We start from the raw sequence: 17,484 nt of genomic DNA on the forward strand, positions 1-17,484 counted from the left end.
TAAATAAGTTTTAGTATATTACAGGATAACCATTGGCGTCTTTAAACGTTCCAGTAACTTTTAAATGAACCAAATCCATAACAGCTCCAACCAAGAATCCACCACAAGTTAGTGTGTACAATAAGCCTTTCTTAAAATTGCCTACATAAAAATTGCATGCTCCAGAGCATATTGCAAGCAATCCACAAATTGCAATCAGTGCATCATTGTTTAAATTCCCTCCGATTATTCCCATAACAATTGCTACAAATGGAATAATAGATAATTTAACACAAACAGATTTTTTCTTTGGGCTGGCTGTTGTGTTCAATCCTTTCATCCCCTCTTTAATTCCTTGTCCCATCTTCTTTAAATTTTTCTGATTACCAGCCGTATAACCACAATTAGGACATGAAATAGCTGAGTCTGAATATTCTTTTCCACATTCAGGACATTTAATTAAAGCCATATTAATTCCCTCTCTTCCATAAGATATCTGTATTATATCAAATACAAATGTTTTATGAAAGAGGATGTATGGAATTATTTACAGCTATCTGTCTACGCAAACTGTGTAGCAGCATCTTTGTTGTAAACCTCTGTTGATGGCATGATTGAAATAGTCATCTCTCTCAAGCCATTTACAGCACCCTCGTTAATAAATACGCTGTGCTGACCTTTCCAGCAATACTTTCCATCTGCTCCGTCTTTACCGAAGTCAAGCTCATAAATCTGTTCTTTATCAGAACTTGCTTTGATCTCATCGAATTTCTCTTTGTCATAGTTCGCTGTGAACTGCATAGCACTCATAGACTGAACGCCTGGAGTAAATGTCTGCATTTTATCTTCCATATCCGTTGTCTCAATGCTTTCCGGCTCACCGCCCAACTGAGGGTAGCTCTTAATTTTGCATAACTGAGTTAATGCTGAGGCTGTAGTACCTGCCTTAAGTACGGTATTAATTGTACTCATTCCTGCTGACATGTTTACCATCCTTTCTACCGCTAACTAATGCGGTTAGCGAATACCTCTGTCGGTATCCGGTGCAAAATAATAGGAAGCCTTAAGCTCCCCTTGTTTCAAATTTCTCTATTTCACCGACTGATGTTACGATTCGATTGAATCTTGCCACCATTCGATATAGGCTTGTGTCCGCTGCGTTTGTAATGGATTGCGGTCCGTATGCGCGAACGTACCCCATTTTTCTCATTGCATCGCAACACATATTAGCAATCTTTTTTGCTTCTGTAATGCTATCACTTGAATAGCACTGAATCTCAATCACGGATTTTACGGCATTTTCCGAATTTTCCAAATCAATAGATGAATCTGCATCATCAATCTGAATGACTGATACGGCCGGAAACTTGGCTTTGGATTTATCCTCACCGCTGGAGACATTCTTGCAAACATCATTGATATATGTTTTTACATTGGTAAATACTCTGTTCGATACATCAATCCTCGCCAAATACCCTCCTAGCAATGCGTGTAATTGTTTCCGTGTTCCTTAAAGCTGATGCAGTATTGTACATGAATGGTCTGGACGGCATACCTTTTGTCCAATGCCATTTGCCATTCTTGAAATAGAACCAACCTTTTTCGCCGTGGTTGTTTACGTCATACTTCCAACCGATAATTGAAGTATCTGGATGCGAGTTTTCTTTTCCCTCAATTCCAGTACCAAACTCAACGAATTTCGCCCACGGACATGCTGTATAGATATGATATGAAGCACCATTAACAATAACGTCTCCGGGCTTTATATTCATGCTATTAAGCAATTCTCCGGTATAAATAGCATCTTCACTGAGGATATTTGCTTTCGCAATTGCAACGCCCTCCTCGGCAAGCTGACGCGTAAATTCATCACATTTTTTTTGTAATTCCAGCCGATACTTGCGAATATCATCAGCCAACTGTCGGAATCCTCTAGCCGATAAGTTCGTTGTGTACTTAGGCATTTTTCTTCCTCGCTTTCAAGGCAACTACCAACTGATTCGGTCCATCTGCAATACCGGCAACCGTGTAATCGGCTGTTTTCCAGTCAAACGAATTGTCTGAGCTGATAATCGGCATTGAGCCACACCAAATCAATGATTCTTCCGTGATAGGAAGCTTCTGAGTTGTGGAAATCGAACGTGTATAGTCCAAATTCGTTCCAAACACATCAGCATAAGCATTTCCCTTTCCGGGACTTACACTTGCCTTAAACGGAATTGGAATGCCATAAACAGGCTTTGTATCACCCGTTTCATCTCCATTTTCGTCAAGAACCGGCTCATTTCCAAGCAAATTGGAATACCATAATTTCCGTGAATTTTTCTTACAGTCTCTCATTTATACGCCACCCTCCACCATTAATGCGTATCCCTGCGACCATCACGGTAAAAACACCGATTTGGTCACGCACAATCTTCTTTCCACTTAACCCAGTGAACGGGAGATAATTGGATCACCTGACCTCTCTTAAACCAGTGTGCATATAGCAACAACTCCTTCAAGATACTTATTTCTGTCAACCCATGTACGGCTTGTACCGTTTTCACCATGAGCGCTTTGACCCTCAACACCAATCTGATTGTAGTCATATAATGCGAGATTCTTAATATTGCTATAATATCTTTCCATATCACTACAAATAAAATCATCCGTGTAATCCATTGGATAACTTCGAGCGCCTTTTATTTCTCTGTAGGCACTCCGTACTTTTGATAAAAGCATAGAACCCTCCTCGTCCTGAATATTTAATTCTATTGAAAGGTCCTTAAATATTTCATTTATCAACTTATCCATGCGATCACCTTATTTCTTTACTGTTCTTGTAGTCTTTGGCTTCGGTTCTGTTGGAGTAGCTTTTTCAGCAACCTCAACTCGCTTCCAGCCACTCAGCGCGAATGCGGAAGCCTGAATCTCAGACTCCACATTCATTCTGACTCCATCTCTTTCAAATGTAATCATTATTCACCACTCCTATCCTGCCGGATTCTGGCATACACCGATAGCATCTTTCTTCTGGTCGAGCACGAATGCATCGTAACGAATACGTCCCTCTACAAGATGTCCAGAGATACCAGGCGCATCATCATGAATCTTGTATTCTGTCAGCTTAATCGGTGCCGGCATAACAATTGGGTTTGAGATAAGGAAGTTTACGTTCTCCGGGAAGTAAGACTTCGGAGCTTTGATGATATAAACACCGTCAACCTCACCAACAAGTCCGTTGATTGCGATTTTTGTTGCCATATCACCCTTTTTAGTAAACGCCTCATCCAGTTTCAGCATGTTGTAGTAACCTGGTGTACACATGCAGATTCTTCCACCAGTAGGAATTTTCTTGTTGTCAAGAATTTCCTGCACTGAAAGGAACTTCTCATAAGCGTTTGATTTTGTTACTGCAATATCCTTAATAACATTTGCTGTTGGGGCACCTGCTACCAGTTTAGAGATACGGTATGTATCAATCTCTGGAATGGCAACCTCATCAATCTGACGGGCAAGAGCTGCGCCAGCTGCCATAACTCCCATTGTGTCATCTTCACTCTTCTTGTCGATTGTGAATGTGAAAGAACGATCTTTCGCAAGTGTCATTTCCTGTACTTCATTGTTAAGCTCTGCCGGTGTACCATAACGGTTAGAACCTGTCAGAGTGTAGTCGTTCATTTCTGCTGTTGGTACGGAATATACCTTTACAGTAGCAACACCGAGCCAATCATAGGCGTTGTTTACAAGTGCTGTTGTCAGTGATCCAAGTTTAAATCTTTCATCCACCTGTGGTGAATATTTCTCAGCGTAATTAATAGCCATTTTAAATCTCTCCTCTTACTAACTTTTTGTAATCAGCGAACGCGTTCTTTTTTGCGTCCGGTTATTGCATGGAAGATTAACCGTTAAAACCTTTTAGGAATAAATCAGTCTCTTCTCCTTCGCCCTGTCCAGCATTTACTGGAGGTCTGCTCTTAAGCCATTCAGATTCAGCTGCTTTGATAGAAGCATCTTTGAACTTGCTCATGTTCTCAGTGACTTTCTCCATGTCATTTTCAAGCTCAGCCTTTGCAGTATCTTTCGCCATTTCAGCTGACATTCCAATAGCGAGATAACGATTTGTGGCATTGGTCATCCTAATCGTATCTTCCAGCCCTTTGACATACTTCTTATGCTCTTCCTCAGCTTCTTTTTTAGCTTCCTCTTCCTGTTCTTCAGCAGACTGCTTTTCTCTCAACTGCTTCTTTGTGTTAGCAAGTTCAGATGATGTCTTGTCAAAACTGTTTTTTAGTTTTGCATTGTTGGCTCTTTCCTGTGCTAACTGTGCCATAAGCTCTTCTATAGTAGGCTCTTTCTCTTCCGGCTTATTATCCGGCTCCTGGTTCTGCTGTGCCTGTCCTTCAAGGTTTTTGTTGTCATCCATAATTTACACGTTCCTTTCTTCGCGTTTAGAGTTCTCTCTCATAGTTACATTTCGCGATTATAGACTTCTCTGTCTTTCGCGTTTGATAAGGCACTTCTCTGTGCCAAAATAAAACAGCCACATTTCTGTGACTGCAATTTCTATAAATAAATTGTTACGCATCTACAATTCACGATTTGATTTGCAGATGCCCCCAACGAGGTATCTTTGGCATGCATCATCCACGAATCACCAACACGGAAAGCCTGTCCAATCGGAATATACTTTCCATTTACCTCGATGTGGTCTTTTCTAGTGACTTCATCAATGATTGATTCCCACCGCTTCATTGTCTTTCCGGCATTCACAGCTTCCATATATCTAGCATGGTTTATTGTCGTGTTTACTTCGTTTTCAGCCATGAATCGTGCTCTATCCAATGAATAGTAATAAGGCTCATTCTTGTGGCTTTTCGTGCTGTCTATGACATCATAGGAAAAGCTCTTGATGTATGTTTCTAAGTACTTATCCACGCTCGTATACTTTCTAAGCGTTTCCAAATAAGAATCTTCAATCTGCTTTCTGATAAGCTCATAATTAATTTTATTCGCTTGAGTCATTGTAAACAGAAGCGTCATTGTGACAATGAAATTTTCTTCCAGTTCTTCTGCCATCTGCATCCTTTTAGACTTTTCTTCTTCCGGAAGATTCATTTCTCCAAAATACTTCTTGAATGGCATACTGCGCTCATTTTTCACAAGTGCATTCAATTCATCAAAACTAAGATTCGTGAACATCATCATCACCCGTCTTCATTCCATCAAGAATCGGCGAGTTTCCTGTCTGATCAGATAAGTCAGACATTTCTCTCTTTGATTCTGTTTGCGGAACACTCTTCTGAATTAACGATTTCTGAAACTCTTCAATCGTTTTCTTACTGTCAGCCCACGCCTGAGCTACATCAGGGAACAAATCAACCTGTTCCATAGCAACTCGACCATTTACACCAGCTTTAATCATTGCAACCATCGAATTAACCTTTGTAGCAAGGTCATAGGTCTTATTACGAATAAATTTCGGCTTGATATCCGAAAATTCCAGTGAACGAAGTGGACTATCGAATGGAATGTCATTTGTGCTCTTAATGGCAATCATCTCAAGCTCAACGATCTCTGCTTTTCCACGGCGTAAAATCTGTTCTTCCTTGCAAGCACTATTTTCAGCAGCACTCCAACCGGAAGACATATTCATAGCTGAGCCAGTCGAACCACCACCCGGATCCGTCTGAATCGGCACATAAGCTTTCTGCAATATCGTGTTTCGCTTGCTTACAATATTTTCCTGCACTCCTTGATAATCAAATGTACTGGAAATTGCTTTCAATGTTGGAGTTCCACCATTGCCAGCCTGCTTTGCTACAATCCATTGTCCACCTACAGGAGATTGCGTCTTTCCGCTACCATCTTTTGGTAACTCAAATCCAGTTCCAAAGAAAACTTCTTGCGTGGTCTGCGCCACACTATTTGCAAAATCAGAAACTTCAACGTTTAGCGCATTCATATCCGAAATCTGACGCTCAAAACATCCCGTTCTGTCCGTAGCGCGATTAAATTCTACGATTGGAATTTTCTTGAATGGATTCTTTTCACCGCTTCTCTGCATGAATGACCAAGGCTCTTTCACCTTGTCACCATTGATTACTTCGCGCATATCGCGGATTTCATATCTCCTGTCCGGAGTGAACACGGTATAATAAGTTGTTCCATCTTCCGTTCTCCGGAAAGTGACACCTGCCAGCTTCTCTTGAAGCGCTGAGTTTCTGTAGATGCAGAATGTAAACAAAGGATTCAGCGTCACAAGGTCAAACGGTGCAAGTCCGTCATATGACTTTTTAATATCAACGAATTGATAACCGATACCGTTAATTTCAACGTATCTTCCAAGCTCTTGGTCTTTGGAAAATGCGTATTCAGAATCATTCAGTTCATTCAGCATGGAAATACCATCGTCCTGCAAGTTATTCTGATTATCCGTAGATTTTCTAAAATCTTTATTTCCACGTTGGACATATGTAATCGGCTGTCCCCAAACATACCCAAGCTTAAATTCCGTAATTTGACTCGCAAGGTTATCTTGCACTCTAATATCAACTTCCTTACGAATCGTTTTCTTTCTTACAAGTGGCTGAATACCTTTCTCATATCTCATAAGAAAAACCATTTCATTGGAATTCTGCATATGAACAATCATTGCTTTTTGCAAAACTTCAAAAATGTTTTCTTCTGTTATCTTATCAACGTCTGAATAAATCCGGCGCCTGCCAGTTAGTTCCGGATATACAAATTCTTCATTGCTGTTGCTCTCAGACACCGAATTCACCTACCTTTACACAAAAATAAAAAGCGCTACATGAATTAACACATAGCGCCCTTTAAGGAGACTTTTGAAACGAATTACAAGTTCTTCGATTATAATTATAGCACTCTAAAATGTGAATTGTGTGAAACCTCACTGTGACACATATTTTGAAAGCCTTTTCGATATCGTGGAGCGTTCCATGCATAAGATATCTGCAATTTCATACTGTGACAACCCGTCTTTCGTATATTCCAGGATTGCTTTGTCCTCAACATCTTTCGCGTTCGCAATCATTGTGTCAATAGCCAGTTCCAACTCGTTCAATCTGCGAATGTCGTCTTGAATCTTAACTTCCATCTCACGGCATTTCTGCTCCCAGTCTTTCAATTGCGCTATTTCAAAATCTGAGCATCCGGTAACTGTAAATCCTCTCGGTTGATATGGAAATCCTGGATTAGAACCATATACCTTTCCAGAATATGCCGATGGTTGATTCGCCACATACCTTTCAAGTTTCTTCTGGTCCTTTTCAAGAAGGACTTTTAACAATTTATAGTTTGCAATATCTTTTCTTGTAATCTTCATTTCATTCCTCCTTAAACTGGACTTGAATAAATTTCTGCCGGTCTTACAAAACCAGTAGTTACAAACAGCGCAAAACTCGCTAATCCATCAGGAACGTCATCATGTGGATTTTTTCCACGGACTGAATAACTTAGTAAAAATCCCATCATCTTTCCGTAGTCTTCTTTTGGTTTATATTGCTCACGATCCTTGAAAAGTACATGTTTCTTTACCCAATCTGCATTGACAATAATTTTCGTCTCTTTATTCGATTCAGTATATTTCGTAGTGATATTGCACCGTCCACCTTTTTCTTCAACTAACTTACTTACTTCCAACGCAACACGATCGCCACCGTTATTACTCTCAAATTGGCACTGTTGCATTCCGGTATTTACAATCAAATCAGAAGTTCGTTCATATTGGATTCCATAATTGGAATTATCATCACATACACATTCCGTAAGGTAAAAATCATTTCCGTACTGTAGCAAACATGGCAAGAACAAAAAGTCAGTACCTTTATTTTTCGTATCGCAAATTCCCCATACAGCATCTGGTTCAGTAATCGGCAACGTAATGAATCTCCTGAGTTCTTCATCCGTATACAGAAGTCCTTCACGCTCAATAGGTTCATTCTTATACAGACATCTATAAGAGATTTCATCCATTGTAAGCTCTTGGTCGTGGAAAAACTCAACACTGAATCCATTGTATTTGTAATCAAAATTCGATTCTCCGGTAACCGGGTCGATATCTGGGATAGCAATAAATCTTGCCTTGTTATTCCCCTCATAAATATCAATCAAACGCCCGATTACATCATGCACGGACCATCTGGTAGCAATATGAATCTCCTTGCAGCCATCCATTTTACGCTGCTTAGCATCGGTACCATAGATTCTCCACAGCTTGTCCAGGATATTTTTATTCAGAGCTTCTTCAATACCACCTATCAAGTCATCACAATACAGGTATCTGTTCGCACGGACCTTACCTGCATTCTTACTTCCAACGGATGTGCACTGAATATTTGAGAAGGGTTTGTATTTATTGAAGTTAATGGTTTCTCTCTTTGCATTAGTGCTATGGAATTTTACATCAGGGAAAATCTCAGACCAGCAATACTCATCAGAGTTCGTTGTTATATCCAGAACCCCATCGTAGAACATTCGAGTAATATCACTGCTATGCGAGAAAAACAAACTGAAATCATCTGGATGCCTTCCAGCAATCCATGATGCAAAGAATTTCTCAAGCGTGGTTTTTTGAGTTCCTGGAGGCATTGAAATTGATAAAATATCAAGTTTATCATCTTCCAGATCTTGCATAGACTGTATTAATCCATGCTTATTCAATTGTTTCCTTTTTGGAGAATAAAAGCGATCCTGTTCCAATCGCTTTCGCTCAAGATAGAGCAGATAGCTGTCAAATAAATGCGGAGCTTCAAATTTCAATGCTTGCCAGTACAAATCCTCAAACCGCACGTCTTGATTCTGAATAAGCAACCTTTGAGCTGATTTCTTAACTGCCTTCGAGAGCTTAAGGCAATATTTTAGATAATCATGGTTATCCTCATACATATTCAAGCACAGTTGCATGATATTATCCCATGTACTGTATTCATTTGATGGCTGCATCTTTAATGCATTTGCTATTTTCTTATATTCTGTAAAATCCCTTTGCTCACCTCGTAATAATCAAAAGAGCCAATATCTGTGATTTCTCACAAATATCAGCTCTGGCTCTTAGGCTCTGGCACTAATTATAAAACATCTCTTTCGATTCCTATGCACAATAAGCTATAGTTTCCTTTGTCAAAATATAGTTCCGCTCCCGGAGCGCATCTTGTTCTTAATTCCTTTATCTGTCCTTCCAAAATCCTGTTTTTTCGCTTTTCTTCTTCCAGTTCATTTTCAAGCTCAATTATGTGTTTTCTTATGAAATCCATTTAAAATCTTTCCATCCTTAATCAACGGATAATACGCTTTCTTACAGTGCTTACACCAAATCGGCGTATTTTCAATATTGGAATTCTTTTCTACCCTCTGACCAGTCTTATGACCAGCCGGGCAGTAATACCAACCATTAACAATCATGGTATTTATTCCTCGTAAATAATTTCCAGTCCGTAAGCAACCGCAGCATCATGTTCAATCTTACATCCTCTTGCATTCTCCCAGCCTTTACAGAAATATACTACATGGCATAAACTCATATTTTCTAAAGATTTAGCCAAGAAACACAGCGGAATCTGTACTACACCGCGCTTTTCCATATTCTCATGACTGTACCATTCATCTGTGAAAAGAGTATTTACGACTTCATACCCTTTTGCCTCAAGCACCTGGATCGCTCTTTCTCTTGTTTCTACGATTTCTTCATCTGTCTTTCCACCCATCGGCTGACTTAACATTGCTTTCATCATTCATCTCTCCTATCTGCATCGGTTCTTTACCTATAATCGAATACGCACCACAGTAACCAGTAAAACTAATATTATCAACTTCTATTTTTGAATAATAATCAAAAGGTATTAGTGTTTCAACCACATAGAATCTTGGAATAAATCCAAGGCTCTTATTGTCAGCAAATACCTCATTAAATTCAATCCATCCTTTAACAGATTGTCCAGTTTTCTCAATATAAGCAGTTTGTATTGTTTTCATAATTACTCCACAAACACCCAGTCTTCTGCAAGCATATCTGCCTGAGAAGCGAGCCATCCCATCTGCACACCGGAAGTACCAACAAAAGCAATAGCCATATTCCCGATAGCGTTATGTTCACAATTTACAATCTCACCATCTGCTGTCTTGTAAGAAATTCCAGTTGCAAGCTGAATGTACTGTTTCTTTCCGTTCCAACCTTTACGAGCCACCTTAAGTCCTCTTTTTAGATAACGGATAGCATCGCCAAATCCAAATGTTGACTGACCGCCAAGAACACCACAATTCTCTTCATCAGCAATCATCCAATCATCTCTCTGCGTATGCATGAAAGTATATTCCACTCTCTGTGTTTCACGGATATCAAGAACATCTCCCTGTCCTTTGTCGGAATCTTTTGGTCTGCAATGAATTATAATCGTCTGTTTATCATTGTCCCAACACCAGTAACCGTTCCAACCAGGAAGTTTCACTTTTGCCCCCTGTTTCATTAATTCAAACGCTTCTTTAAAAATCATAATTCATTCTCCTTTCAATTAAAAAAAACTGACATAGCCGGACTTGAACCGGCAACCCTCCGGTTAACGGCCGGATGCTCTGCCATTGAGCTACATGCCAATAAAGCTACCGCCCGGATTCGAACCGGGAATCTGTTGATTCGTAATCAACTGCTCTATCCAATTGAGCTATGATAGCATGTGTGCGGGAAGGAACCAACAAACCCGCACAAACGAAAGGGGATTCCATATCGCACGTACCTGCGCAAACGTGCGAATAGCAGATACAGGAGTCGAACCTGTTATTTCTTGCTTAGGAGGCAAGCGTGGTTATCCGTTCCACTCATCTGCAATTGCTGTGTGTAGGATTTGCACCCACAAGCCCAAGCTCAAGGCTTACTATTGGTTGCAATCCGTTCCAAAGTCAATTGATACACAGCATACCTCGCGCCTTAAAACTACCTCAGACCGCTCAGCAGTCATTCCTTATTACTTCCAGCACGACAATTTGTTGTATCCAGGCTACTGCAATCACTGAATTTGCTCTTATCTCCAACAAATAAGTTTTTACCGGTTTTATACTTGCAGACCTCAGCCGGCCGTAATCGGTAGAAATTTCAGCCACGGGAGTCGAACCCGTTATTCTATGGATATGAGCCATATGTGGTTATCCGTTCCACTCGGCTGAAGCGCCGTATGAAGGATTCGAACCTCCAAGTCGTTTCCGACCGAATGCCTAGCAAACATCTCCAATACCATTATGGGAATACGGCATGTGGTGGCGCAATTCTTAGATACTCAGCTCACAAATTCAACCCTGCGCCTGCCTGAAGGTGTGGTTCCGAGTAAATGAAGTTGGTGGAGTGAGATACGAACTCACGAACCCGAAGGAACTGATTTACAGTCAGCTTGCTTTGACCACTTGCATATCCACCAATGCGATGGCGTTTTACCCAAGTTACCGTCGTCCATATGCTTGGAACCTACTAAAGCAAGGTAAACTCTCAATGCCAAAGAATGGAATCGAACCATTTCCTGTCAGTCTTTTTATCGCGCGCTCCTGACCGCTCTTTCCAATGAGCTACATTGACTTAACCGCCATCTGACGGTTAGCAACAATATTTATCGTGCCGTGCGTTGCACTAGATTTTATAGTCTTTACTGACTAATCATATTCGCTGATAATGGCAAACAACATAAGTCCGATGAACGCCAAACCACAAATAATAACCGGCGAGCACAAACAGCTAATTACCGTCTTTGCAATTATCGTTGCGCTTAAGACACCGGCATCATAAAGCATGCAAGCGTTTATAATCGCAAGATACAGCATTTTGTAGACACCGTTATATAATCCCATAACCGATGCGCTAATCAAGCAAATCCATGCAAGCAAATTTCTAAGTTGTCTCATTCCCAATCACCTTTCCACATTTCTTACATCTCCATTTGTGAACTGTTTTCCAAGAACCATCATCTTGACGGACCAGGTCTGTTCTGTAATGAACCACTTTTCTATGGTCACAGAACAGTTGTTTTATTTTCTTAACCATTTCTTCCTCCGCATTCGCATTCCGTGAAGCTTGCGCCAGTTATTTGAACCAATCGTGTAACATGGCAAAGTGTTTACATTAAATGTTCCAAACGTTCCATAGAAAACCGTAGATGCGTCCAATAAGTTGTCTATGTTTCTCATTTTCTGTTTTAGCATTGAAGTTGGTATTGTTGCCAATTCTTCGACCAGATCATCACAGATTAAATCCGAATCCGATTGGATACAAAGATTTCCAGCAGGAGGTAAGCCACCATATGCATATCTTCTCTTATCTTTCTCATCCATCGCAAATTCTCCTAAAGTGCATTCACGCTCTCAAAAGCTTTTATCATCTTCGGAAACTGGATTGCGAACCAGTCAACAAGCGTTTCATCATGCCCGAACTGCCTATAGTGCTCATAATTCGCTTGCAGTCCACTTTCAGCAAGAAAAGCATGTATAATTTCATGCCGTAGCTGTTTTCGCATCAGTTCATCAAAATCTCCAACTTCATTCACATTATCGTCTCTGATTCTGATTTCTCTTGATGTATAATCACAATAACCATCAATGTCTTTATCTGCAAATGGTTCTCTAATCACCTTGTATTCCGTTCCAAGAATATTTACTGTCCTAACCATTTTTTTCGCCTTTCTGCTTCTTCAAGAATTCATTCAACAGTATTGGAGTTGCCGATGAAAGAAGTTCGCTCATACATTTCGTGCAAAGCCTAAATCGTCTATGTGAGATTCCCATTTCAGAACTCTCGTAGTATTCTTTGTTGCCACAATTCTCACAACAAGAAACCTTACCCCATTCAATTGTTTTTGGCTCTGTTTTTGGTTGGCTCATCTTTTTCTTCATAGCATCTAACCTCGCAACAATCTAATCAATTCATCAATCTCAGTGAACAGGAAATAATTACAGTGGATTCTTTGCTCTATAAAGCTATTTACAGCTTCACTGCATTTTCCATCGGTCAAATCCAAGATGCAGTTCGCAAAAAACTCAGCATCTGAATAAATGCCAACCGGATTTATAAAGAGGATTTCGTAGATATCATTAATGACCAGTCGATTCCCTTTAAAGCTTCCAGTCATATTGATGCCAGAATTCCGTAAATGATGTTTTATGTAACCTTGATGCCACACTGGCGTTTCAGTAAGGACGATAATTGTATTCATATGCCACTCCTACAGATATTCAAAAATCAATTAAATCACCCTCCAAAAAGAATCTATATTTTCAAGCTGAAACATTGCTTGTACTGAATCATTTTTGTAAAACAATATAACTCCATGTTCTGTATCAACTGTACATCTACTTGCTTCTACGCAATAAACACAATCGTTTGTTATTTGAACGAGATAGGTCGGAATAATTGGTTTGATTCCTGTATACATTGCTATGCTCCTTTTTGTTTTTGGCGGATATTTCTGGGGGTAAGGTTACGACCCTGGGGTGTTTCACACAGACCCCCACTCCGGGGTTCACTGGCTATCGAACATATGTATCTATACGTAAAACAAATGTTTGACACATACACACGATACTATATCTAGTGTTTTGCGTTCAGCTCATACAATATATTGATTTACGCTAAATTTATTTTTGTATTGTCTGACATTTTGTTGAATTGCTTAAAAATCAAATACATCTGCCTCGTCATCTTGTGCCCCTGTATTTGGTAGTTCATTTGCTCCGATGTCTTGCGCTATCTGTTCAACCGTCTTTCTAGCTCCGGTGATCTGTTCTTGCTCCACTGCTTTCGTTTCTGCCATGCCGTAAGCAGCTTTTGCAATGAATATCTTATTTGCATCCGTACCCCTGGAATTACCGAGATTATTCACCAAAAAGCCCTTGCAAGTGTTCATCCATTTTTTGACCGTGCAAGAGTGTTCAGCGGTCCGATAACTGCCATTGCTCCAAGTAGTAAAGGTATTTCTATCAATATTCACCAGGAAACTAAATGCTTCTAGTGTAGGATTAACACCATACTTACTGCATAATCTTACATACACATTGAATATATAATCTAATGCTTTTATATCTGCATTATCTGGCTTTTCTATATGGTCACAGATATAAAATAACATATCAACAAAGTTATCTTTCACTATCTGTTTACTGTCTGTATCTACATGGTCTATTTCTAATTCATTGCGTATATACTCATCAGCATAGTAATTAATATTATGCTTATATACTTCTATGCCATCTGTTGTTGTTATTGCATTATCTTTCATCCTAATCACCTCCAGCCAATTGATAATAAAAAAAAGACCGCGCCCGTTGCAGTTTCGCAATTCTGCTATACGGGTCACGGTCACTAAGGACTACCAAGAAAGTATATATTAAAGGTTGGCTATATACTGCCTATTTACTTGTTTGATTAATATTTTAGTGCAATTTATTGTGATTGTCAATAATCATTTGCACATCTTTTTTGTGCGCATTCTTGTGCATTCCGACAGGAAAATGCACGTATATATTATATATATTCTTTTTCTTATTCTCTTTCTTATTCTATCGCGTTACGTAACGTTATTGTAACGTTACACGGATTTTATTAAGTCTAGGCACAGAAAAAAGACAGCCGTTTGACTGTCTTAATTCTAATTTTTTTAGTTCTGGAATTTATGCCACATTTGCATAATCGCAAATAAAAATCTTACTTGCTACGGTTTGCACGTGTTCAATGATTTCCTCCAATCGCTCAGCTACTGAAGCAGTATAGAATACCTCTCCGCACTTTTCACACTTATAGCACGGCACATTTTCGATAATAACATAGCACGCCCCTAGATCGGCAAAATATGCACTTTTGTCTTTCTTCATTTCGCTTTCTTTACAGCTAACACATTTCATGATCAACGCCCCTTTCTAGTCTTCAAATCATTTTCGAATTTGTCTAAGCTTGGAAAATAAGCCGTAATAATCCGGCTTGCTGTTCCTTCGTCACTTGCCACAACATGAAGTATTTTCCCACTTACACACGCCCCAAATATCAAACAGCTAGGGAACGGGAAATCATCCGGATACTGTTCTATTATCTCCCCTGACATTATACATGATTCGATATCTTTTATTTTTATTCCTCTTTGTCGAATTCGTTCGAGTGCATGATTCGAAAATAATAGCATATCATTTTTGCAATATTCTTGAATATTTTTAATATCTATCACGTTGTTATATCTTGCCTCCTTTTCGGAAATCTGCTATAATAATTTTACTTGAGAGCGGTGGCAAGTTCCGCCCTCTCTTGTGTTCCTGAGCTGTTGTTATACGGCTCTTTTTTAATCTTCCAGAGTGCTCTGGAGGTTTTCCAGTATCTTCTGGATCCTTGCGTTTTTCTTTTCGGTGTCTTCCTCTTCCTTGGCTTCTTTCAGGTCGTCAATTAGAAATCTTATGAATCCGTTGAATTGTTTATCTGTCATTCCCATTTGTTCCATGTTTTCTCCTTTCTCCAGCTTGCCACTGGTAACTTGTAAGCTTGTTCCTTACAAGTATTATTATAGTATATGTGCGTAATAATGTCAATGATTATATGTGCGTTATTTCAATATTTTTTCTAGTTCGTCAAGTTTAGCTAATACCGTATCGCGAATAAACGCACTATTACTCTTATTCAGTCCTAGTCGTTCTATTCTCTCCTTAGTATTTTTCGGAAATACTATATTCAATCTATAGTTATTTTTTTCGTAATTTCTGACTGCTTTTTGTCGTGCCGCTTTCTGTTCTTCTGTATACTCTGCCATTTTTACACCTCCATATTTTTATTACATTATAACATGCGTGCGTAATTAAATCAATAAATATGTGCGTAATAAATAGTGTACAACTTTATATCATATATATGTGCGTAATATTGTTAATTATGTCAATTGTATATGTGCGTAATATCGTGTATTATATAACCATAGAAACGAGATAACAAATCACTCACAGGAGGATATAGAAATGAAAGAAGCAGAAAGAAAGTTATATGAAAAAGGTTACTACTTATCAAACCAGTTTGATGGATTCGGAACTGTTCCAAACGAGTACGAACTGACAGACAGAAACGGGAACACAGTGATTGACCACTTGTCAGAAGCTCAGGTCATTTCACTGGCGGAAATGTTATAAGGAGGGTGCGAACATGAAGAAAATAATAATTATAATCCTGTTCACGGCAGAGCTTAGCAGTTGGGCTACTCGCTCTTACATGATTCACACAGCTGAGCCGGATACATCTTGCAGAATCACATGGCAAGGTGAGACACACGAATATAAATAGTCGAAACGCTCCAAGCGTGGAGCGTCCACAACGATTCGCCCCGTTGTGCTGATGATGGCAGGCGAGAGAGGAAAATAATATGATTATTGGAACATTAGAAAACGGAAATAAATGTGTATATGACTTGCCAAAAGGCGTAAAAACAGCGGAGCAGTTCACAGCGTTAATTGTCGGATATAACAACAAACCTTGGCAACGTGAAGAGTTGCAGAATCAGCCGATTTTAATAGGCTTAAATGGTCCAATGTACAACGGAACCGCATATTTGAAAAGTACTGGCGAAGAAGTAACTATTATACGATATGAGCAACCATCAAAATACTAGTCGAAACGCCCACGGGCGTCTGTAGGAACTGCCCTACCTGCACTGATGATGACAGGGCGCGACAAAGAAAGAGAGGTTTTAAACATGAGAACATACGAACAGGACTTGAAAGAGCTTAATATTTCAGCTGAAGAATTTGACAACATAATTTCACATATTTACGACAAAACAAACGTGGAGATGATAACGCTGGCAAAAGCAATAAAAGGCGGTGCCCGTGTTCTGCCTACAGTCAAAAGAGCATTCGAGCGAGTTCTTGCAATGAGACAGGAAGAAAGGCAGGACGCATATAATATTTATTACAGCGATTTAAATACAATGTGTTTCGACTGCAAAAAGTGCGGAACAACTTGCAATGGAACAACTTGCAAAGTATGGACCGGATGCATATTTAGAGAATCATAAAAAATAATCACCGCTGACAGCGTACCGGGGAGCATTGCCCCGGAGCGGTTTTATATCCTAGCTCCCAGGGACAAGGGAAGAAAGAAAACAGCATGGAGAAATTAGAAAAAGTCATGGAAGCACTAGATAAGGTGATTAGATTGTCGAGGAAGACAGGCAGACCGGAACCACCAAAAAAGATTCCGAGAACATACGAAGACATAGACGAGCGCGAGTTAAAAATAATAGACAGGCTTGCAGTTATGACAGTAGATGAGCGTCTAAGATTTAATAAGTATCAATGTGACATTATGGGGGATATGACAATGGAAGAGGTTAAGGAGCATGCCGCAGAATTAGACGAGAAAATTGATGCATATTTAGGCATCTAGCCGGATAACTTCCGGCTTTTAGTGCTTCAATAATAAGCTATTTACAGACAGAAATATTAGTGTTATGATACAAACGTATATATTCGATTTTTAGACGTTTTTACGCGTACTCAATA

The 17,484-nt window shown here is 39.5% G+C and carries 35 protein-coding genes, 5 tRNA genes and 1 other RNA gene; 6 read left to right on the plus strand and 35 right to left on the minus strand.

Annotated features, from left to right (window positions below):
• Nucleotides 1-10: 10 nt before the first annotated feature.
• The 35 genes from C7E02_RS19535 to C7E02_RS01800 form a co-directional block, all read right to left on the minus strand.
• Nucleotides 11-448 carry a zinc ribbon domain-containing protein gene (locus C7E02_RS19535; RefSeq protein WP_242978717.1) on the minus strand — a complete coding sequence of 146 codons (438 nt, stop codon included), beginning with the start codon at nucleotides 446-448 and terminating at the stop codon, nucleotides 11-13.
• 92 nt (nucleotides 449-540) lie between these two features.
• A complete protein-coding gene (locus C7E02_RS01665; protein WP_105308626.1) occupies nucleotides 541-963 on the minus strand; it encodes a phage tail protein in 423 nt (140 codons plus the stop codon).
• Between the two features lie 79 nt (nucleotides 964-1,042).
• Entirely contained in the window at nucleotides 1,043-1,450 is a 408-nt protein-coding gene (locus tag C7E02_RS01670) for a hypothetical protein (protein WP_105308627.1), read from the minus strand.
• On the minus strand, nucleotides 1,437-1,943 hold the full coding sequence (locus tag C7E02_RS01675; protein WP_105308628.1) for a hypothetical protein: 507 nt from the start codon (nucleotides 1,941-1,943) through the stop codon (nucleotides 1,437-1,439). The genes C7E02_RS01670 and C7E02_RS01675 overlap by 14 nt, the downstream gene beginning before the upstream one ends.
• Nucleotides 1,936-2,319, minus strand: a complete 384-nt coding sequence (locus C7E02_RS01680; RefSeq protein WP_105308629.1) for a hypothetical protein — start codon at nucleotides 2,317-2,319, stop codon at nucleotides 1,936-1,938. Before C7E02_RS01680 ends, C7E02_RS01675 begins: the two co-directional genes overlap by 8 nt.
• Nucleotides 2,320-2,448: 129 nt before the next feature.
• Nucleotides 2,449-2,703 (minus strand): hypothetical protein, encoded by a 255-nt coding sequence (locus C7E02_RS01685; protein WP_105308630.1) that lies wholly within the window; start codon nucleotides 2,701-2,703, stop codon nucleotides 2,449-2,451.
• Between the two features lie 81 nt (nucleotides 2,704-2,784).
• The gene (locus C7E02_RS19095; RefSeq protein ID WP_158682957.1) at nucleotides 2,785-2,940 is read right to left on the minus strand and encodes a hypothetical protein; all 156 of its coding nucleotides are present in this window, start codon (nucleotides 2,938-2,940) and stop codon (nucleotides 2,785-2,787) included.
• 12 nt (nucleotides 2,941-2,952) lie between these two features.
• The gene (locus tag C7E02_RS01690) at nucleotides 2,953-3,786 is read right to left on the minus strand and encodes a N4-gp56 family major capsid protein (protein ID WP_105308631.1); all 834 of its coding nucleotides are present in this window, start codon (nucleotides 3,784-3,786) and stop codon (nucleotides 2,953-2,955) included.
• Nucleotides 3,787-3,862: 76 nt separating this feature from the next.
• The gene (locus C7E02_RS01695; RefSeq protein WP_105308632.1) at nucleotides 3,863-4,387 is read right to left on the minus strand and encodes a hypothetical protein; all 525 of its coding nucleotides are present in this window, start codon (nucleotides 4,385-4,387) and stop codon (nucleotides 3,863-3,865) included.
• 140 nt (nucleotides 4,388-4,527) lie between these two features.
• Complete coding sequence (locus C7E02_RS01700) at nucleotides 4,528-5,169, minus strand: phage minor head protein (RefSeq protein WP_105308633.1); 642 nt, start codon at nucleotides 5,167-5,169, stop codon at nucleotides 4,528-4,530.
• Nucleotides 5,147-6,736 (minus strand): phage portal protein, encoded by a 1,590-nt coding sequence (locus tag C7E02_RS01705; protein ID WP_105308634.1) that lies wholly within the window; start codon nucleotides 6,734-6,736, stop codon nucleotides 5,147-5,149. The genes C7E02_RS01700 and C7E02_RS01705 overlap by 23 nt, the downstream gene beginning before the upstream one ends.
• Nucleotides 6,737-6,874: 138 nt before the next feature.
• Entirely contained in the window at nucleotides 6,875-7,309 is a 435-nt protein-coding gene (locus tag C7E02_RS01710; RefSeq protein WP_105308635.1) for a sigma-70 family RNA polymerase sigma factor, read from the minus strand.
• A gap of 11 nt (nucleotides 7,310-7,320) precedes the next feature.
• Nucleotides 7,321-8,928: a hypothetical protein gene (locus tag C7E02_RS01715; RefSeq protein WP_105308636.1), complete on the minus strand. Its 1,608-nt coding sequence runs from the start codon at nucleotides 8,926-8,928 to the stop codon at nucleotides 7,321-7,323.
• Nucleotides 8,929-9,053: 125 nt separating this feature from the next.
• The gene (locus C7E02_RS01720; protein WP_105308637.1) at nucleotides 9,054-9,239 is read right to left on the minus strand and encodes a hypothetical protein; all 186 of its coding nucleotides are present in this window, start codon (nucleotides 9,237-9,239) and stop codon (nucleotides 9,054-9,056) included.
• On the minus strand, nucleotides 9,211-9,387 hold the full coding sequence (locus C7E02_RS19100) for a cysteine-rich KTR domain-containing protein (protein ID WP_158682958.1): 177 nt from the start codon (nucleotides 9,385-9,387) through the stop codon (nucleotides 9,211-9,213). The genes C7E02_RS01720 and C7E02_RS19100 overlap by 29 nt, the downstream gene beginning before the upstream one ends.
• 5 nt (nucleotides 9,388-9,392) lie before the next feature.
• Nucleotides 9,393-9,716, minus strand: a complete 324-nt coding sequence (locus tag C7E02_RS01725) for a DUF4406 domain-containing protein (RefSeq protein WP_105308638.1) — start codon at nucleotides 9,714-9,716, stop codon at nucleotides 9,393-9,395.
• Nucleotides 9,670-9,957, minus strand: a complete 288-nt coding sequence (locus tag C7E02_RS01730; protein WP_105308639.1) for a hypothetical protein — start codon at nucleotides 9,955-9,957, stop codon at nucleotides 9,670-9,672. Before C7E02_RS01730 ends, C7E02_RS01725 begins: the two co-directional genes overlap by 47 nt.
• A 2-nt stretch (nucleotides 9,958-9,959) precedes the next feature.
• Nucleotides 9,960-10,475 (minus strand): DUF2829 domain-containing protein, encoded by a 516-nt coding sequence (locus C7E02_RS01735; protein WP_105308640.1) that lies wholly within the window; start codon nucleotides 10,473-10,475, stop codon nucleotides 9,960-9,962.
• Nucleotides 10,476-10,503: 28 nt separating this feature from the next.
• Nucleotides 10,504-10,575: transfer RNA gene (locus C7E02_RS01740), tRNA-Asn, on the minus strand.
• Between the two features lie 4 nt (nucleotides 10,576-10,579).
• Nucleotides 10,580-10,653 (minus strand) — tRNA-Arg (locus C7E02_RS01745).
• 80 nt (nucleotides 10,654-10,733) lie between these two features.
• Nucleotides 10,734-10,805, minus strand: a tRNA-Arg gene (locus C7E02_RS01750).
• A gap of 339 nt (nucleotides 10,806-11,144) precedes the next feature.
• Nucleotides 11,145-11,227: transfer RNA gene (locus C7E02_RS19105), tRNA-Ser, on the minus strand.
• An 82-nt stretch (nucleotides 11,228-11,309) separates the two neighbouring features.
• Nucleotides 11,310-11,390 (minus strand) — tRNA-Tyr (locus C7E02_RS19110).
• Nucleotides 11,391-11,619: 229 nt separating this feature from the next.
• Nucleotides 11,620-11,868 carry a hypothetical protein gene (locus C7E02_RS01755; RefSeq protein ID WP_105308641.1) on the minus strand — a complete coding sequence of 83 codons (249 nt, stop codon included), beginning with the start codon at nucleotides 11,866-11,868 and terminating at the stop codon, nucleotides 11,620-11,622.
• Nucleotides 11,855-12,007: a hypothetical protein gene (locus C7E02_RS19115; RefSeq protein ID WP_158682959.1), complete on the minus strand. Its 153-nt coding sequence runs from the start codon at nucleotides 12,005-12,007 to the stop codon at nucleotides 11,855-11,857. Before C7E02_RS19115 ends, C7E02_RS01755 begins: the two co-directional genes overlap by 14 nt.
• Complete coding sequence (locus tag C7E02_RS01760) at nucleotides 11,992-12,294, minus strand: hypothetical protein (protein WP_105308642.1); 303 nt, start codon at nucleotides 12,292-12,294, stop codon at nucleotides 11,992-11,994. The genes C7E02_RS19115 and C7E02_RS01760 overlap by 16 nt, the downstream gene beginning before the upstream one ends.
• Before the next feature lie 11 nt (nucleotides 12,295-12,305).
• A complete protein-coding gene (locus C7E02_RS01765; protein ID WP_105308643.1) occupies nucleotides 12,306-12,629 on the minus strand; it encodes a hypothetical protein in 324 nt (107 codons plus the stop codon).
• Entirely contained in the window at nucleotides 12,622-12,852 is a 231-nt protein-coding gene (locus C7E02_RS01770; protein WP_105308644.1) for a hypothetical protein, read from the minus strand. Before C7E02_RS01770 ends, C7E02_RS01765 begins: the two co-directional genes overlap by 8 nt.
• A gap of 5 nt (nucleotides 12,853-12,857) precedes the next feature.
• Entirely contained in the window at nucleotides 12,858-13,172 is a 315-nt protein-coding gene (locus tag C7E02_RS01775) for a hypothetical protein (RefSeq protein ID WP_105308645.1), read from the minus strand.
• 30 nt (nucleotides 13,173-13,202) lie between these two features.
• Nucleotides 13,203-13,391: a hypothetical protein gene (locus C7E02_RS01780; RefSeq protein WP_105308646.1), complete on the minus strand. Its 189-nt coding sequence runs from the start codon at nucleotides 13,389-13,391 to the stop codon at nucleotides 13,203-13,205.
• Nucleotides 13,392-13,628: 237 nt separating this feature from the next.
• The gene (locus C7E02_RS01785; RefSeq protein ID WP_105308647.1) at nucleotides 13,629-14,234 is read right to left on the minus strand and encodes a hypothetical protein; all 606 of its coding nucleotides are present in this window, start codon (nucleotides 14,232-14,234) and stop codon (nucleotides 13,629-13,631) included.
• 391 nt (nucleotides 14,235-14,625) lie between these two features.
• Nucleotides 14,626-14,856 (minus strand): type II toxin-antitoxin system MqsA family antitoxin, encoded by a 231-nt coding sequence (locus tag C7E02_RS01790; protein WP_105308648.1) that lies wholly within the window; start codon nucleotides 14,854-14,856, stop codon nucleotides 14,626-14,628.
• A 2-nt stretch (nucleotides 14,857-14,858) separates the two neighbouring features.
• Nucleotides 14,859-15,173, minus strand: a complete 315-nt coding sequence (locus C7E02_RS01795; RefSeq protein WP_242978718.1) for a DUF4258 domain-containing protein — start codon at nucleotides 15,171-15,173, stop codon at nucleotides 14,859-14,861.
• 111 nt (nucleotides 15,174-15,284) lie between these two features.
• Nucleotides 15,285-15,431: a hypothetical protein gene (locus tag C7E02_RS19315; RefSeq protein WP_162496216.1), complete on the minus strand. Its 147-nt coding sequence runs from the start codon at nucleotides 15,429-15,431 to the stop codon at nucleotides 15,285-15,287.
• 111 nt (nucleotides 15,432-15,542) lie between these two features.
• Entirely contained in the window at nucleotides 15,543-15,746 is a 204-nt protein-coding gene (locus C7E02_RS01800; RefSeq protein WP_105308649.1) for a hypothetical protein, read from the minus strand.
• 202 nt (nucleotides 15,747-15,948) lie between these two features.
• Here C7E02_RS01800 and C7E02_RS19120 point away from each other — a divergent pair, with 202 nt between their 5' ends.
• The 6 genes from C7E02_RS19120 (at nucleotide 15,949) to C7E02_RS01820 (ending at nucleotide 17,368) form a co-directional block, all read left to right on the plus strand.
• Nucleotides 15,949-16,116, plus strand: coding sequence for a hypothetical protein (locus C7E02_RS19120; RefSeq protein ID WP_158682960.1), 168 nt, complete (start codon nucleotides 15,949-15,951; stop codon nucleotides 16,114-16,116).
• A gap of 13 nt (nucleotides 16,117-16,129) precedes the next feature.
• The gene (locus tag C7E02_RS19125; RefSeq protein WP_158682961.1) at nucleotides 16,130-16,267 is read left to right on the plus strand and encodes a hypothetical protein; all 138 of its coding nucleotides are present in this window, start codon (nucleotides 16,130-16,132) and stop codon (nucleotides 16,265-16,267) included.
• Nucleotides 16,266-16,334, plus strand: an RNA gene (locus tag C7E02_RS01805) — hammerhead ribozyme type II. Before C7E02_RS19125 ends, C7E02_RS01805 begins: the two co-directional genes overlap by 2 nt.
• A 12-nt stretch (nucleotides 16,335-16,346) precedes the next feature.
• Nucleotides 16,347-16,592 carry a hypothetical protein gene (locus tag C7E02_RS01810; protein WP_105308650.1) on the plus strand — a complete coding sequence of 82 codons (246 nt, stop codon included), beginning with the start codon at nucleotides 16,347-16,349 and terminating at the stop codon, nucleotides 16,590-16,592.
• 84 nt (nucleotides 16,593-16,676) lie between these two features.
• A complete protein-coding gene (locus C7E02_RS01815; RefSeq protein WP_105308651.1) occupies nucleotides 16,677-16,997 on the plus strand; it encodes a hypothetical protein in 321 nt (106 codons plus the stop codon).
• Nucleotides 16,998-17,089: 92 nt separating this feature from the next.
• Nucleotides 17,090-17,368, plus strand: a complete 279-nt coding sequence (locus C7E02_RS01820; RefSeq protein ID WP_105308652.1) for a hypothetical protein — start codon at nucleotides 17,090-17,092, stop codon at nucleotides 17,366-17,368.
• Nucleotides 17,369-17,484: the final 116 nt, after the last annotated feature.

This window comes from Dorea sp. Marseille-P4042 (assembly GCF_900290215.1).
In the GTDB taxonomy this organism is placed as follows: domain Bacteria; phylum Bacillota; class Clostridia; order Lachnospirales; family Lachnospiraceae; genus Dorea; species Dorea formicigenerans.

What these genes read in the sequence shown, in the direction of transcription:
- C7E02_RS01800 (WP_105308649.1), bottom strand. Translation starts at nt 15,746, where the DNA reads ATGGCAGAGTATACAGAAGAACAGAAAGCGGCACGACAAAAAGCAGTC.
- C7E02_RS01720 (WP_105308637.1), bottom strand. Translation starts at nt 9,239, where the DNA reads ATGGATTTCATAAGAAAACACATAATTGAGCTTGAAAATGAACTGGAA.
- C7E02_RS01665 (WP_105308626.1), bottom strand. Translation starts at nt 963, where the DNA reads ATGTCAGCAGGAATGAGTACAATTAATACCGTACTTAAGGCAGGTACT.
- C7E02_RS01685 (WP_105308630.1), bottom strand. Translation starts at nt 2,703, where the DNA reads ATGCTTTTATCAAAAGTACGGAGTGCCTACAGAGAAATAAAAGGCGCT.
- C7E02_RS01675 (WP_105308628.1), bottom strand. Translation starts at nt 1,943, where the DNA reads ATGCCTAAGTACACAACGAACTTATCGGCTAGAGGATTCCGACAGTTG.
- C7E02_RS01700 (WP_105308633.1), bottom strand. Translation starts at nt 5,169, where the DNA reads ATGATGATGTTCACGAATCTTAGTTTTGATGAATTGAATGCACTTGTG.
- C7E02_RS01790 (WP_105308648.1), bottom strand. Translation starts at nt 14,856, where the DNA reads ATGAAATGTGTTAGCTGTAAAGAAAGCGAAATGAAGAAAGACAAAAGT.
- C7E02_RS01710 (WP_105308635.1), bottom strand. Translation starts at nt 7,309, where the DNA reads ATGAAGATTACAAGAAAAGATATTGCAAACTATAAATTGTTAAAAGTC.
- C7E02_RS01695 (WP_105308632.1), bottom strand. Translation starts at nt 4,387, where the DNA reads ATGGATGACAACAAAAACCTTGAAGGACAGGCACAGCAGAACCAGGAG.
- C7E02_RS01760 (WP_105308642.1), bottom strand. Translation starts at nt 12,294, where the DNA reads ATGGATGAGAAAGATAAGAGAAGATATGCATATGGTGGCTTACCTCCT.
- C7E02_RS01780 (WP_105308646.1), bottom strand. Translation starts at nt 13,391, where the DNA reads ATGTATACAGGAATCAAACCAATTATTCCGACCTATCTCGTTCAAATA.
- C7E02_RS19100 (WP_158682958.1), bottom strand. Translation starts at nt 9,387, where the DNA reads ATGATTGTTAATGGTTGGTATTACTGCCCGGCTGGTCATAAGACTGGT.
- C7E02_RS19315 (WP_162496216.1), bottom strand. Translation starts at nt 15,431, where the DNA reads ATGGGAATGACAGATAAACAATTCAACGGATTCATAAGATTTCTAATT.
- C7E02_RS01815 (WP_105308651.1), top strand. Translation starts at nt 16,677, where the DNA reads ATGAGAACATACGAACAGGACTTGAAAGAGCTTAATATTTCAGCTGAA.
- C7E02_RS01730 (WP_105308639.1), bottom strand. Translation starts at nt 9,957, where the DNA reads ATGAAAACAATACAAACTGCTTATATTGAGAAAACTGGACAATCTGTT.
- C7E02_RS01690 (WP_105308631.1), bottom strand. Translation starts at nt 3,786, where the DNA reads ATGGCTATTAATTACGCTGAGAAATATTCACCACAGGTGGATGAAAGA.
- C7E02_RS19095 (WP_158682957.1), bottom strand. Translation starts at nt 2,940, where the DNA reads ATGATTACATTTGAAAGAGATGGAGTCAGAATGAATGTGGAGTCTGAG.
- C7E02_RS01775 (WP_105308645.1), bottom strand. Translation starts at nt 13,172, where the DNA reads ATGAATACAATTATCGTCCTTACTGAAACGCCAGTGTGGCATCAAGGT.
- C7E02_RS01735 (WP_105308640.1), bottom strand. Translation starts at nt 10,475, where the DNA reads ATGATTTTTAAAGAAGCGTTTGAATTAATGAAACAGGGGGCAAAAGTG.
- C7E02_RS01680 (WP_105308629.1), bottom strand. Translation starts at nt 2,319, where the DNA reads ATGAGAGACTGTAAGAAAAATTCACGGAAATTATGGTATTCCAATTTG.
- C7E02_RS01715 (WP_105308636.1), bottom strand. Translation starts at nt 8,928, where the DNA reads ATGCAGCCATCAAATGAATACAGTACATGGGATAATATCATGCAACTG.
- C7E02_RS01785 (WP_105308647.1), bottom strand. Translation starts at nt 14,234, where the DNA reads ATGAAAGATAATGCAATAACAACAACAGATGGCATAGAAGTATATAAG.
- C7E02_RS01765 (WP_105308643.1), bottom strand. Translation starts at nt 12,629, where the DNA reads ATGGTTAGGACAGTAAATATTCTTGGAACGGAATACAAGGTGATTAGA.
- C7E02_RS19535 (WP_242978717.1), bottom strand. Translation starts at nt 448, where the DNA reads ATGGCTTTAATTAAATGTCCTGAATGTGGAAAAGAATATTCAGACTCA.
- C7E02_RS19115 (WP_158682959.1), bottom strand. Translation starts at nt 12,007, where the DNA reads ATGGTTAAGAAAATAAAACAACTGTTCTGTGACCATAGAAAAGTGGTT.
- C7E02_RS19120 (WP_158682960.1), top strand. Translation starts at nt 15,949, where the DNA reads ATGAAAGAAGCAGAAAGAAAGTTATATGAAAAAGGTTACTACTTATCA.
- C7E02_RS19125 (WP_158682961.1), top strand. Translation starts at nt 16,130, where the DNA reads ATGAAGAAAATAATAATTATAATCCTGTTCACGGCAGAGCTTAGCAGT.
- C7E02_RS01725 (WP_105308638.1), bottom strand. Translation starts at nt 9,716, where the DNA reads ATGATGAAAGCAATGTTAAGTCAGCCGATGGGTGGAAAGACAGATGAA.
- C7E02_RS01755 (WP_105308641.1), bottom strand. Translation starts at nt 11,868, where the DNA reads ATGAGACAACTTAGAAATTTGCTTGCATGGATTTGCTTGATTAGCGCA.
- C7E02_RS01810 (WP_105308650.1), top strand. Translation starts at nt 16,347, where the DNA reads ATGATTATTGGAACATTAGAAAACGGAAATAAATGTGTATATGACTTG.
- C7E02_RS01770 (WP_105308644.1), bottom strand. Translation starts at nt 12,852, where the DNA reads ATGAAGAAAAAGATGAGCCAACCAAAAACAGAGCCAAAAACAATTGAA.
- C7E02_RS01820 (WP_105308652.1), top strand. Translation starts at nt 17,090, where the DNA reads ATGGAGAAATTAGAAAAAGTCATGGAAGCACTAGATAAGGTGATTAGA.